Source organism: Flavobacterium sharifuzzamanii (genome assembly GCF_003254585.1).
Taxonomy (GTDB): Bacteria; Bacteroidota; Bacteroidia; order Flavobacteriales; family Flavobacteriaceae; genus Flavobacterium; species Flavobacterium sharifuzzamanii.
The window spans coordinates 388,570-402,320 of record NZ_QJGZ01000037.1 but is presented as its reverse complement, the minus strand read 5'-3'; the positions used below and the strand labels follow the sequence as shown (position 1 = coordinate 402,320).

Sequence of the window (13,751 nt, the reverse complement as noted above, 5' to 3'; positions counted from 1 at the left end):
AAGATATAAACCTATTAAAATGATTATGAAAAAATTAATGCTTGGCTTGTTTGTAGCCTTTGGATTCAGTGCTTGTTCTCTCAATGACGGAAATAAATATGTAGATTGTGGAGCTAATACAGTTGTAAATTTTACTGGTTTTCCTTTCGCATGTAATTATAGTGTAAAGTCAATGCCTAATAATCCTGCTGCGGCTGTTATTGTATCTCAAGAAAAAATGGATGAGTTTTTTACAAAACATGATAACAACTGTCCAGTTGCAAGTGACCCTAATATTGATTTTACAAAAGAATATCTTGTTGGAATTTTTGCAGGCGCTAAACCTACAAGCGGATATGCCATCAAAATTACTTCTATTATAGAAAACAATTGCGAGATCGTTGTTAATTACTACGAAAAAGCTCCTGCTGAAGGCGAAAACGTAACCCAAGCTCCTACTTATCCTTATGATTTTGTTTTGATTCCGAAAACATCAAAAGGAATGATTTTCAATAAAACAACAGAAAGTCCAGACAATATGATTATTGGAAGTTTCAATAACAAATGTTTAAGTTCTGACTGCCAAAAATTCTATCAGATTAACGATTATAATACTTTAAAATTCTTAAACGTTGGTGCTAATCAATATGATTTTGGACAATATAGATATACTCCAACAATTAAGAGAGGCGAATATGCTCTATTATTAAAAAGTGTTCCTGCTGAAATTTTAGCTTTAAAAGGACAAACTAAAACTTATGGTTCTCCAGATGCTGCAGATCAAGGCGGAATTTATTTTGAACTTCGTCAAGGAGCAAGCACTACAAAAGTTTACATCGACAATAACGATACTGCAGATCAAAGCACTGAAATAAAACTTTTCAAAAAAGCGATTCAAGAAAAAATTACAAGTTTAAAATAATAATTCGGTCATGAAGAAACTCTTTTTATCTTTTATTATCTGTTTTCTTTTTACATCAATGATTTCTATTAATGATTCTAAAGAAGCAGCAGGATCAATAGTAAATACTTGGACTTGGGAAAAATCTATCGGAGGTTCAAACAATCCTTATGTAGCTACGCCAAAAACAATTGGATTTACTAAGAAAATTATTTTCACCCCAGACGGAAGGGTTATTACTTATAAAAACAATGTAGAAATTAGAAACAGTACTTATCAGATAGAAAAAGGAAAGGGATATTTTGATCAGTCAGAACATGATCTAATTACGTTTGAAGGAAAAACTTATGTAATAGAAAACCTTGACAATCAAAACCTAACCATTGTAAGCAATAGTCAAGATGGTACTCGAACTATTTTTAAAAGATAGTTTTGTAAGCTATTTAAAACTATTTTTGCCAAATCAAATTTGAACCATTTCTTTGAAAGACGAGTTAGAAAAATATATCAAACTGTGCATTAAAAATGACAGAGAGGGACAGCTGAAAATTTATCAGTTGTTCTCTCCTGTTTTATATGGTATTTGTTTGAAATATATGAAGAATGAAGATGACGCGAAAGACGTTTTTCAGGAAGCATTTGTAATTGCCTTTCAGAAAATAAGCCAATATAAATTTGAAGGAAGCTTTGAGGGATGGTTAAAAAGAATCTTCATCAATAAGCTCATCGAAACTTTAAACAAAAAGAAAAAAGAGAGTTTCTTTTTAGATGTTTTTGATCCCGATACAGATTTTATTGAAGAAGAAGAACTGGAAGCTATTCCGATAGAACAGGAAAAACTGCTGGAGTACATTCGGGATTTACCAGATCAATATCGAACGGTTTTTAACTTGTATGTGTTCGAAAAAATGAAACACAGAGAAATTGCCGAACTACTAAAAATCTCCGAAGGGACATCAAAATCAAATTTAAATCGCGCCAAACACATATTACAAAAGCGAATTTTGAGCATAAAAAATTTTAAGATAGCATGAAGAAGCAAAAAATAGAAGATATTTTTTCATCAATGGAAGACTTTTCGAGTGTTCCGCCTCCAGAATTATGGAGTCAGATTGAAGAAAAATTAGATAAACCTAAAAAGAAGAAGAGAGTTGTTCTTTGGTGGTCGGCTGCTGCATGCTTATTATTAGGGTTGCTTCTGCCTTCAATTTTACATTTTACTAATTCATCTGAAAATATAAACCTTAACAATGGCAATTTAGAAAACAACACAAACAGCGTTGTTATTGACAAAGAAAAAAATGAAATTCATAATAATAAAGATTTAAATAAAAATAAGAATACTGGCAAAACGATAGATTCATTACATGAAAATGCTGCAAAGAATCAATTCAATACTGACTCACAAATTCAGTCTCAAGAGACTTCTGTAGCAGAAACAAGCTCTAAGAACAAAACCAGTAAAAAAGATTCTAAATCTAAAATAGCAGTTCCAGCAAATGCTCCGAACCAATCTGTTGCATATCAAAACTCTGGCTCAGAAGAAAAAGCAATTGTAAAATCTTCTAAAAAATCTAGTGCAGTTGTTTCAGCAAATGTTCCAAACCAATCTGTTGCATACCAAAACTCTGGCTCAGAAGAAAAATCAATTGTAAAATCTTCTAAAAAATCTATTTTAGGAAATAATGTAAAATCTTCAAACAAAGGAATTTCTGAAGAACGAATTGCATTTGGAAAACAAAGCAAGTTTAATTCGAATGCAAAAAAACAACTTTCAAATTCTATTTTTGAAGAACAAATTGCTGCGAAAAACAATAAAAATCTTGCCTTCAATAATCAGCGCTATTCTACAAATAATAGCTCTTTTGCAAATGGTAATACCTATAATTCAAACAATGCCGTTTCGGGTAAAAATGATACTAAGCGAACTGACAAAGCGGTTATTATTAAAGACGATCTAAAAATCACCAACAGTTTGAGCAAAACAGAATCTATGCAGCTGGCTGAACTTCAAAATTTAGAAAAAGGAATTTTAGCTCCAGAAAAGGAAAAAGAAGAAAAGGAGAAAAAAGACAATCTGATCAACAAAAAAGAAAGATGGGCAGTTGCCGTTTTTGCAGGTGTTGCAAGTTCTGAAAATACTAAGAACGAAAAAACATTGGGTAACGTAAACGATTCTAAACAGTCTAATTCTTATGGTGTAAAAACAAAATACAGCATTAACAAAAAATGGGCTGTTGGTTCTGGATTAAAAATTAGTGAATTAGGACAGAGTGTTGCCAATGTATCGTATTTAAGCGCCAAAAGCAATGCTTTTTTTAATCCTGGCACTCTAAATGCCGATAGCAATAACAGTCCCGTTGTTTCAGCAGACCCGACAAGCCAAGGTTATCTTTTTATTTCAAATAGCACAAAAGAAGCTTTGAAAAATGAAAACGTGCAAACTGGTAAATTAGATCAAAATTTAAGATATGTAGAAATGCCTCTTGAGGTTTCTTATTCTGTTTTCAATAAAAATAAAGCGAGCATTAACTTAAATACTGGTGGTTTTGTTGGTAAATTAATTTCTAATAATGTGGCTCTAGACGGACATTCGATTGGAGAGAATATGAATGCCAATGATTATGTTTATGGTTCTACTTTGAGCAGTACGGTGCAATATCGTGTGTACAAAAAGACCAATGTTTTTGTTGAACCTGCTGTGAATTATTATATCAATCCGTTAAATAGCCAGTCTTTCAACCAGTTCCAATGGGGATTAAATTTTGGACTGAATGTTAATTTCTAAAGTAAAATTGTAGTAATTTTCAAACTATTTTTAAAATAAATTTTTATGAATTTTACTATTGGCTCACCTGATTTAGTACTGAGCAAAGAAAGTATTTTTGACAGAGCAGATTTGCAGATGACTTCTTTAGAAAAGGAAAGCGAAAGTGAAGAATACAGTGCATTTCGTTTTCAGTTAGACAGCCAAAACATTTGTTATAGAGAGGCAAAAATTACCCCAACCAAAACGGGACAGTTCGTCACATTATGGAAACGAAACCAATCAGGTATAATTGAACCTTTTGATTATTTGGATACTATTGATTTTGTAATTGTGACTGTTCGAAAAGATCAAAATTGGGGACAATTTATTTTTCCGAAGAAAACGTTACTTGAAAAAGGCATTTTTTCTACTCAAAATAAAGAAGGAATAAGAGCTACAAGAGTTTATCCGCCTTGGGATGAAACTACAAGTAAACAGGCTCAGAAAACACAAAAATGGCAATTGGATTATTTCTTTAACTTTTCAGATCAAAGTAATATTGATTTAGAAGAATTGAAAAAAGTATTTATATAAAAAAAGGCAGTCTTAAAATGACTGCCTTTTCTATTTTTATAGAAGATTTTTACTTCTTGATGACTTTATCTTTAAAAATCACTTTATTATTTTCTGTAACCGTGTAGAAATAAACTCCAGAAACTAGATTCCCAACAGCAACAACTGCTGTACTAACTTCAGATTCATTTTTAACACTGATTGGATTTCCAATAGCACGACCATTAAAATCGTATAATCTGATTTTTAAATCTCTTCCTTGCGTTGTTTTTACATCAAAATTTAAAACGTCTGTAGCAGGGTTTGGATAAGCTTTTACAAAATATTTGTTTTTTCCAAAATCTGGTGTAGAAAGCACATCTTGCTTTAATTCAAAACGAGCAATTACTGGTCCGTGATCTGATGTTGTTGTGGTATAATTTGCAATATCATTTCTTGGATCGTAAACTGCAATTGAGTTTGTGATATAATCATCATTCAATTCATTAGAAATTAAGATATGATCTAAAAATCCTCCCGAACTTAAAAAACTATAAGCTCCATCCTGACTAATTCCTAATGTTAAAGCATTATAATTAGTAGTATCATCTACAAATTTCTTATAAGAAGAAGCTGTACTTGCATTTCCAACCCAAGCTTTTACATCATCATTAAAATCTCCTAAAAGAATTAAATTCGCATCTGGATATTCAGCATCTAGCGCATCTTTTAAATAGTCAATATCATACTTGCGTTGATTGTATTTTGAAATATCAGTTCCGCTATTCGCACGGGCATGAAGATCAATTAAGTTAATTTCTTTTTTAATTCCACCAATATTAGCTTCAACTTGAACCAAAAAAGGAAGACGCCCTGATGAGAAAAAACTATCATCGTTTTCTTGTGGAGTATCTGTTCCCGGATAACCTGGTAAAACCACAGTGTTTAAGCGAATTTGATCGTACAAATCTTTAAACAATACTTTTGTACTTTTTACAGTTATAGTTTGCGTATTATAAAGCACTACTAATTTTTGAGGCGGGAAATATGGGTCTAGAGCCTGAAATGAATAAGACCAAGAAGTTGAAACTACTTTATCAAATGTTTTTCCATTGATATTAATTTTCTGAATTAAAGCATCAATTGACGGATCATCAGAAACTTCCTGAACTACATAAACATCTGCGTTTAATTTGTTCATTACTTTGGCCACGTTTTCTATTTGCAACGCATCATTTGTTGGTCCAAATTCTTTACCAGTTTTATCTTTAACATCAGTTCCAAAAAACTCTAAGTTATAAGTTACTATATCAAAAGTATCTACCTTTAGAATAGATGATCCTGTAAATAAGCCAATTTGCTTGTTTAGTGATGTTCCTGTAATCTTTAATGCTCCAGAAATTGTTGGTTCTTTCGCTGTTGGTACAAATCTTGCATAAACAGTTTTTCCTGCTTCAGCATCTGCAGCAGCAACTGTAATGCTTGATCCAAATGAAATATTATCTAATGATAATTCGTAAGAAGCCGGAGCAGCAATAGTGATATCTCCATAACCAGCCGCATTAAAAACAAAAGACTGACTTGAAGAAACCGTATTTGGACTTACATCTGCAAAATCTAAACGCGGATTAGAATCCACATATTTTGATTCATCAATGATAGCAAAGTCATCAAAAGACCATTCTGCTGCATTATCAAGTCCGCCAGAAGTAGTTTCGTAAACCCAAGCCAAATAGGTATGATCTGTTTTATAAGCTGTTAAATTTATAAATTCAGATTTTGCATAAGTACCCGTATTTCCAGGAAATTTACCATCAAGTGGTGTCCATGTTGCTGTATTTGGGTCACTTACTCCATCATAATTGGTTGAAACCATTAATTTTAAAGATGGCCCATCATAAAATTGACGAGAATAAAAAGATAATAACGGAATTTGAGTAAAACCATCTAAACGTAGTCTTGGAGAAATTAGCCAATCTTTACTTGCTCCAGAATCTGAATACCCGTTCATTAAAACAGCTCCAGTTCCAGAGTTAACATTACGTGACTGATTAGTATAAGCCCATTTGTTTATTGGTCCAGCCTCATTATATTGTGACCATTTACTATTTGCAAAAACATTTGGATCATCAAAATTTTGTACAAAAGGGTTTACTCCAAGAGCTGTTAAATTAACTATCTTCGTTACACCTCCTGTCGTTTCATGAGTTATTGCACCTGTAAAACTGCCAACTGAAGTTGGAGTAAATTTAACATACACTGTTGGTGTTACATTAGAATCAAAATCAGTAGGGACAAATGTCAAAGATGTTGAGAATGCTACATTATCTTTTGAAATAGTAAAATTCCCTGACGCAGTAACTACTACATTTGCTGTAAGATCTGAAGCTCCAATCTGATAGCTTTTTGTTAAAGGATCAAAATTGGGTTCAGTACCACCTAAATTTAATGCGCTAATTGATGTAGAAATTGCAGGAGGCATTACATTTAATGTAGTAACATCTACTTTATTAACCGATGCTTGAACATTTCCAACAACGTCTTCTGAGATAGAAAAAACAGAATATGCAGTGCTTAAAGGCAATCCTGTAAAACTTTTTACATATTCCAGATCAGAATTTGTAACGTCAAAAATTCCTGATTGTAACGCTGCAGTTCCATTTGAATCTTGTCCTGCTTTTATTTGTGCAACTGTTGGTTCTGCACTGCCTCCTGGAAGTAAAACATAGTATGTTTTTCCTATTTCATTTATTTTATTAATAAAATCGAAACTTAATCCTAAAACATTAGCCGCTTTTGGATAACCTGAACTATTAACTGGAGCTAGTATATCTTTTTCAATAGTAATATTATCTATTGCATAAGATTGGCGAGAACCCGAAGTTCCTGAAGCTAATCTTGCAATCCATCTTATTTGAACCACTGCTTGGTTATCGCACTCACTTGGTAATGTAACACCAATTCTTTTAACAGTATTATCCAACGGATTAGTAACTGCTGTAAGTTGTGGTGTTGTACTATTATTAATATAAGCTGTTGAAGGTAAAGTGATAAAAGGTCCGCTAACTCCAACTCGATACTGTAAAGCCATTTCTTGAAGACGATAATTGGCTGTTCCATCATAAGGATTTCTTATAACCATAGCATCGTATTCAACTCTAACACCTGTAATACCAGTGCTCGAAAACGCAAAGCCAATTGCAAAATCTGCACTAGTAGTATTTAAAAAACCAATTTTACCATCAAAATTATGGATATTTCCGCTAGTAGTTAATGCCGTACTGCTAGCTATTAAAGCCCTATCGCCAGATAATGCTGTACTGTAAGTTGATGTATTTTGGCTTGAACTTACCAACCAACCTTGAAAACCAGCCGGATAAGTAGTAGAGTTTGCAGCGAATCCAATAAATTTTTGATTGACAGGTAATGTTTGGGGCGTTGGCATTGTCTGGGCAAAAAGACTTCCAGAAATGCAACTAAAAAAACATAAAAGAGCCAAAAGGCGCAAAAAGTAAAGTTTTTTCATACGTTAAAAAATAGAGTTTTTAGAGTTCAAATTTATAGTCTTTAAAGTTAAGCGAATATTACAAAAACATAAACTTAATGTTTATATTTTTCTACATATTTTTCATCAAAACTTAACACAATGCTAAATGTAATAAAATAAAACTAATAAAAAAGGCTCAAAACAAAACATTCCTCAAAACAACTAAAACATACGAAAACCCCGAAAACGCTAGGTTTCCTACAAATAAAACAGATTTAAAAACAAAAAAAGCAGCGAACTTTCGCTTACTGCTTTTTACTAATTCAAAATAGTATTCTCTAAAAAAATATTAAACCGCGGTATAACCACCGTCGGCAATAATATAGCTTCCTGTAGTAAATGATGATTTATCAGAATTTAGAAAAACTACCAATTCAGCAACTTCTTCTGCGGTTCCTAAACGGTTCATTGCAGATTTTGCTGCAACGGCCTGCATCATTTCTTTATTTAAATTATCTTTTAAAAGTGCTGTTTCGATATAACCCGGTCCTACGGCATTACAACGAATATTTTTCTGTGCATACTCTACCGCAATATTTTTAGTCAAACCAACCACACCATGTTTACTCGCTGTATATGCAACACTATTTGGCGCGGCTACCTGTCCGTGAATTGAAGCAATATTTACAATGCTTCCTCCCCCATTTTTCTCCATTTGCTCCAATTGGTAACGGCAGGCGTAAAAAACACCGCTTAAATTCAGCGCAATAACTTTATCCCAAGCTTCTGGTTCATATTCTCCAGTTGGTTTTGCCGGCCCGCCCATTCCTGCATTATTACAGGCAATATCCAATCGGCCGTATTTAGAAACTGTCACCTCAACCATATGTTTATTGTCGGCTGCACTCGACGAATCTCCTTTTATGAAAAAAGCTTCACCGCCTTTTTCCTTTATCATTTTTACGGTTTCTTCACCATGTTCTACATTTATATCAGCTACTACTACTTTTGCTCCTTCTCGAGCGTATGCTTTTGCCACTGCGCGTCCGATTCCAGATCCTCCGCCAGATACAAAAGCTACTTTATTTTCTAAAAGTGCCATTTTGTATATATTTTAAATTGATTCCTCTAATTTACGAAGATCTCAACCGTTAGAAAAACTTTAAAATGAGTTTACAATAACATTAACGCCAACCGCTAATCTTATGTTATTTAGCATTAAATTGACTTGTTTTTATTTAAAATTTCGTAGCATCTTATTCATCTTCATCTAATTTCATGTTTCCGCGATCTTTATGACTTTCTGGATTTGAATTTGAATACCGATTTGGTGTTATATCAGAATTACGATCTTTGTTCTCAACTGTTTTATTTGCCTCTTCTTCCGTTTCAACTCCGCGGCTCGCATTAGGATTATCAGGATTTATTTGATGAAGTGCTTTATTAATATCTTCATTCTCGTTTCGAGCTCTCTCCACAATCTTTTTATCTCCGTCTGCGTCTGTTACCAATTCTTTATTCATTTTTGCATCTTTTAGCTCTTTATCGTGCGAAACGTTTTTTCCTTTAGATTCGTCGATATTCTTCTGCGTTCCGTTTATCTTTTTTGTTCCTAAATTATTCGTTTCCATGGCATTATTATTTTTTACATTCAACTTTATAATATTACGAATTCTAACTGCGAAAAAATTATGACTTCGCATTGCTTTTCTTTTATAATTGCCATCTGATTTTTTATTTATTACCTTTATTCAAAGCAACTTAACAACCTTAATTATTATGAATTTCTTTAAAATCAAAACCAGCTGGTCCAATTCTGAATTTATCTTAATCAAACTTTGCATGGCTTCTGCTTATATTTTTGTTGGAACTTATTTTCATGCTTTTTTCGAAAATTATTATCCTGTTTTAATAATCATTTTTGTCATAACTGCGATTTGGTTTGTTTACCAATGGTTGAAAAAAATGAAATCTGAAAAACAGTTATAAGTTTTAGTTTTAAGAAAGAGACTATCTTTGCAAAAAATTAAAAATGCATCGACACTTCATTCTTTTTAAACCTTACGGCTATTTAAGCCAATTTATTTACGAATTAAAAAGAAAGAAAAAGCTTTTGGGCGAATTGTACGATTTTCCAAATGGAACAATGGCAATTGGAAGATTGGACGAAGATTCTGAAGGTTTGCTTCTTTTGACTACTGACGGAAACATGAGCGAACTCGTAAGAAGTAAAAAGGTTGAAAAAGAATATTACGTTCAGGTTGACGGATTAATTACGCCAGAAGCAATTGAACAATTACAAAATGGTGTCGAAATTGGGCTTCACGGCGGAAAATACAAAACGAAACGCTGCAAAGCATCTATTGTTACCGAAATTCCAGATTTTGGAGCGAGAGCCAAAAAAATAAGAGACGAACGTCATGGCCCGACTTCTTGGGCATCCATCACAGTAAGAGAAGGAAAATTTCGTCAAGTCAGAAAAATGACTGCTGCAGTTGGTTTTCCAACCTTGCGTCTTGTTCGCGTTCGAATAGGAAATGTATATTTGCAAAACCTAAAAGCAGGTGAAGTTTTGGAAGTTTCCGATTTTCAATTAGATAATTAGATAATGTGACAATTAGATAATTTCCAGAAACTCATAACTTATAACTCATAACTCATAATTCATAACTTAAAAAAGATGTTAAACGTTGTTCTTGTAGAACCAGAAATACCAAATAATACCGGAAATATTGGCAGATTGTGTGTTGGCACAGAAAGCCGTCTTCATTTAATTCATCCTTTCGGATTTGTGATTAATGACAAAAATCTAAAACGTTCGGGATTGGATTATTGGGTTCATCTTGATGTTACGGAATATCAAAATGTAGAAGAATGGATTGCACAGATTCCAGATCATTCTCGTGTTTTTTTGATGAGTTCGCATTCTGATAAATCTTATTTAGAAAACGAATTTCAAGATGGTGACTGGCTTGTTTTCGGTAAAGAAAGCGTTGGTTTGAGTAAAGAATTTATGGCAAGATTCGAAAATCATTTAACTATTCCGATGTCACCGCTTATTCGCAGCTTTAATATTGCTAATTCGGTTGCTTTTGTGGTTGGAGAGGCTAAGAGACAAATTAGTTCAAAGAAATAAGATGAGACCGCTCATTGATGAAAATAATCTCAGCTATTCTAAAGAATTCTTAATTTATCACACGAGGGGGAAAATTCTTGTGAGAGCAGTCCTAGTAATTGGAGCTTTTACAGGTTCTATTTATTTTTATATGCAAAACCAACTTTTTGTATTTTCTGCATTATTGTTCCTTTTTATTTTTCAAATTCCTCTACTTATTAAATCTGTAAAAAGAATCGATGAAATTCAATTTAGAATTAATTCTAAAGGAATTCAGTATAGAGATAATCTTTTAATTCCGTGGAATAATATCGAAAACGAAAGAGCTTTTTCAGAACATAATGGCTATAAAGATGACACTACAGATTATTTCATTTATTATATCATTGATCCTGGTCAAATAATGAAATTCAATCTTAATGAATTAAGTACAGATGTAAGCGAATTAAGTATTGTATTGAATGTTCAACGAAATAGATTTAAGAAAGAAAATAGCATAACTTAAGTTACAATAAACTTCCCTTTTTCAGCATCAAAAATAATATGTTCATCTTTGAACAAATTGCTGAAACTTCCATTCGAAATTAAATTACAAGGCTGATCTTGAACTATGCTTTCTGGCGTCATCAGAATCATTTCATCACTTAACTGAATAGCCAAATCAATATCATGTGTCGAAAACAAGATGCATTTTTGAGTTTCTTGTGTTAGTTTCTTTAATAATTTGAACAATGAAACTTTATGCAATAAATCAAGATGCGTTGTTGGTTCGTCTAGAATAATTAATGGCGTATCTTGTGCCAAAGCTCGTGCAATTAAAACTTTTTGTAATTGCCCGTCGCTAATTTGAAAATGTTTTTTTGAAGCTAAATGTTCGATTTGCGTCAAATTCATTGCCTCCTGAACTTTTAGAACATCTTCGTCAGACATTTTATCAACCCAATTCGTGTATGGCTGTCGACCTAAAGCCACTAATTCAAATACAGAAAGATTACTTGGTGGCAATTTTTCTGTCAAAACCAAACTGAGATTTTGTGCCAGTTCTAAAGGCTGATAATCTGAAATTTTTCTTTCGTTCAAATAAACATTTCCCGACAAAGGTTTCTGAATTCCCGTGATCGTTCGCAGTAAAGTTGACTTTCCAATTCCGTTTGCTCCTATTAAAGTAATTAATTTACCCGCTTCAAGATTAAGATTAAGATTCTCAGCAATAGTCGTAACACCTTTCTTGGATTTGTATCCAATGTTTAAATTTGATGTCTTTAAAATACTTCTAATCATTGTGGTTGTTATTTAAACACATAGAAACATAGATTTCTGTTTTTTTTTTATTTAAAAGGTTATTTGAAAATTTACTAGTAAATTAACACATAGACTTTGAGCTTAAAACTTTGGCAACAATTTGAAATATTCATTTACAAATGTCTTTTGACCTTCTTTAAAAATATTAAAACAATTAAAATTAATCAAAATGCCTTTAGGCGCTTTCAAAAGTTTCATATAAGTCATTAATTGCGCTTCATATATAGGATTTAATTCTGATGTTGCTTTTAATTCTACAACTAAACAATTCTCTACTAATAAATCACATTTGAAATCTGCGTTTATTTCTTTGCCTTTGTAAATTAGAGGAACTTTCATTTCGGAAACAAAAATTATATTTCGACATCTAAGTTCTTCTTTCAAACATTGATGATAAACATTTTCAAGTAACCCTTTTCCAATTTCCTTATGCACCTCAATACATGCTCCGATAACATTATAAGTTAATTCATCTAAATATTTTTGGGTAATCATAGTCTTTTTATAAGTAGAACATCGTCTTATATTTTCTTGCAAAACTATGATTGTTGCAAAAAGTGAAACGCCTTTAATCGGCTATTAAAACTATGTATCTATGTGTTTAAAAAACTAAGATATTGCTTTTTTTGTAATACTTTACTTAAAAATTTCTTTTTCTCATTACCAGCCAAATAACAACCGGTGCACCAATAATAGACGTAACTGCATTTATTGGAAGCGTGACATCATAACCAGGCATTTGTGAAACAATATCACAAAACAGCATTATTATCGAACCAAAAAATAAAGTACTCCAAAATAAAATAGTATGATTGCTTGTATGAAAAGTCAGCTTTGCAATATGAGGCACTGCTAAACCAACAAAAGCAATTGGCCCTACAAATGCAGTGATCGCCCCAGATAATAAACTGGTTGCCAATATAATTATTAATCTAGCCTGTTTAAAATTCAATCCCATGCTTTTGGCATAATTTTCTCCAAGCAGCAAGGCGTTTAACGGTTTGATACTTTTAGCACTCAAAAGTAACCCGATTCCAACACAGAAAGTTAAAATTCCAATGTTTGCCCATGAAAGATTTCCGAGGTTTCCCATTGTCCAAAAAGTAAATTTCTGAAGCTGTTCAGCCGTGCTAAAGTAAGTCAGAATACTTACGATTGCCGTACTAAAACTTCCAAACATCAATCCCACGATCAAGATTGCCATTGTATTTCGTAGTTTTTGCGAAACAATTAAAACCAAGAAAAGAACCAAGGTGCTTCCTAAAGTAGATGCCAAAACGATTGCGTAAGAAGACAATGCAATTACACTTAAAAATGAAGGCAGAAATCCTGCTCCCAAAATTACAAAAGCAACACCTAAGCTAGCACCAGAACTTAAACCTAAAACATAAGGCTCAGCAAGTGGGTTTCGAAACAGAGTTTGCATCAATAGTCCGCTCATTGAAAGTCCTGTTCCTGCTAAAACCGCGGTGATGGTTTTAGGAAGACGGTAATTAATAATAATATATTCCCAAGTCGATTTTGTTGCCTGACCTCCTGTTAAACTTGCCACCACATCTTTTAGAGGAATTGTAACTGATCCTAAACTAATGCTCGCAAAAAACATTAGCAACAGTCCTAAAGCCAAAACGACAAATAAAATGGTATTTCTTTTTTTATTAGCCAA

The 13,751-nt window shown here is 32.6% G+C and carries 15 protein-coding genes; 9 read left to right on the top strand and 6 right to left on the bottom strand.

Going from position 1 to position 13,751, the window contains the following annotated elements:
• Window positions 1–25 precede the first annotated feature (25 nt).
• From DMA14_RS10460 to DMA14_RS10440, 5 genes are read left to right on the top strand one after another with little or no spacing between them, the layout of a single operon-like run.
• A complete protein-coding gene (locus tag DMA14_RS10460) occupies window positions 26–901 on the top strand; it encodes a protease complex subunit PrcB family protein (protein WP_111424670.1) in 876 nt (291 codons plus the stop codon).
• A 10-nt stretch (window positions 902–911) separates the two neighbouring features.
• The gene (locus DMA14_RS10455) at window positions 912–1,310 is read left to right on the top strand and encodes a hypothetical protein (protein ID WP_111424605.1); all 399 of its coding nucleotides are present in this window, start codon (window positions 912–914) and stop codon (window positions 1,308–1,310) included.
• 52 nt (window positions 1,311–1,362) lie between these two features.
• Entirely contained in the window at window positions 1,363–1,914 is a 552-nt protein-coding gene (locus DMA14_RS10450; protein ID WP_111424604.1) for an RNA polymerase sigma factor, read from the top strand.
• Complete coding sequence (locus DMA14_RS10445; RefSeq protein WP_111424603.1) at window positions 1,911–3,668, top strand: hypothetical protein; 1,758 nt, start codon at window positions 1,911–1,913, stop codon at window positions 3,666–3,668. The genes DMA14_RS10450 and DMA14_RS10445 overlap by 4 nt, the downstream gene beginning before the upstream one ends.
• Window positions 3,669–3,713: 45 nt before the next feature.
• Window positions 3,714–4,223: a MepB family protein gene (locus DMA14_RS10440; RefSeq protein ID WP_111424602.1), complete on the top strand. Its 510-nt coding sequence runs from the start codon at window positions 3,714–3,716 to the stop codon at window positions 4,221–4,223.
• A gap of 49 nt (window positions 4,224–4,272) precedes the next feature.
• Here DMA14_RS10440 and DMA14_RS10435 read toward each other — a convergent pair whose 3' ends face one another.
• The 3 genes from DMA14_RS10435 to DMA14_RS10425 form a co-directional block, all read right to left on the bottom strand.
• Window positions 4,273–7,707, bottom strand: a complete 3,435-nt coding sequence (locus tag DMA14_RS10435) for a T9SS-dependent choice-of-anchor J family protein (RefSeq protein ID WP_111424601.1) — start codon at window positions 7,705–7,707, stop codon at window positions 4,273–4,275.
• A 310-nt stretch (window positions 7,708–8,017) separates the two neighbouring features.
• Complete coding sequence (locus DMA14_RS10430) at window positions 8,018–8,770, bottom strand: SDR family NAD(P)-dependent oxidoreductase (RefSeq protein WP_111424600.1); 753 nt, start codon at window positions 8,768–8,770, stop codon at window positions 8,018–8,020.
• 154 nt (window positions 8,771–8,924) lie between these two features.
• Window positions 8,925–9,299 (bottom strand): hypothetical protein, encoded by a 375-nt coding sequence (locus DMA14_RS10425; RefSeq protein WP_111424669.1) that lies wholly within the window; start codon window positions 9,297–9,299, stop codon window positions 8,925–8,927.
• A 148-nt stretch (window positions 9,300–9,447) separates the two neighbouring features.
• On the opposite strand from DMA14_RS10425, the gene DMA14_RS10420 reads away from it, so the two are divergent.
• From DMA14_RS10420 to DMA14_RS10405, 4 genes are all read left to right on the top strand, one after another.
• Window positions 9,448–9,657, top strand: coding sequence for a hypothetical protein (locus DMA14_RS10420; RefSeq protein ID WP_111424668.1), 210 nt, complete (start codon window positions 9,448–9,450; stop codon window positions 9,655–9,657).
• A 43-nt stretch (window positions 9,658–9,700) separates the two neighbouring features.
• The gene (locus tag DMA14_RS10415) at window positions 9,701–10,273 is read left to right on the top strand and encodes a pseudouridine synthase (protein ID WP_111424599.1); all 573 of its coding nucleotides are present in this window, start codon (window positions 9,701–9,703) and stop codon (window positions 10,271–10,273) included.
• 75 nt (window positions 10,274–10,348) lie between these two features.
• Window positions 10,349–10,804, top strand: coding sequence for a tRNA (cytidine(34)-2'-O)-methyltransferase (locus tag DMA14_RS10410; protein WP_111424598.1), 456 nt, complete (start codon window positions 10,349–10,351; stop codon window positions 10,802–10,804).
• 1 nt (window position 10,805) lies between these two features.
• A complete protein-coding gene (locus DMA14_RS10405; RefSeq protein ID WP_111424597.1) occupies window positions 10,806–11,288 on the top strand; it encodes a hypothetical protein in 483 nt (160 codons plus the stop codon).
• Here the strand turns inward: DMA14_RS10405 and DMA14_RS10400 are convergent.
• From DMA14_RS10400 to DMA14_RS10390, 3 genes are all read right to left on the bottom strand, one after another.
• Window positions 11,285–12,061, bottom strand: a complete 777-nt coding sequence (locus DMA14_RS10400; RefSeq protein WP_162536286.1) for an ABC transporter ATP-binding protein — start codon at window positions 12,059–12,061, stop codon at window positions 11,285–11,287. The genes DMA14_RS10405 and DMA14_RS10400 overlap by 4 nt on opposite strands.
• Window positions 12,062–12,166: 105 nt before the next feature.
• On the bottom strand, window positions 12,167–12,580 hold the full coding sequence (locus DMA14_RS10395; RefSeq protein WP_111424595.1) for a GxxExxY protein: 414 nt from the start codon (window positions 12,578–12,580) through the stop codon (window positions 12,167–12,169).
• Window positions 12,581–12,725: 145 nt separating this feature from the next.
• On the bottom strand, window positions 12,726–13,751 hold the full coding sequence (locus DMA14_RS10390; protein ID WP_394336012.1) for a FecCD family ABC transporter permease: 1,026 nt from the start codon (window positions 13,749–13,751) through the stop codon (window positions 12,726–12,728).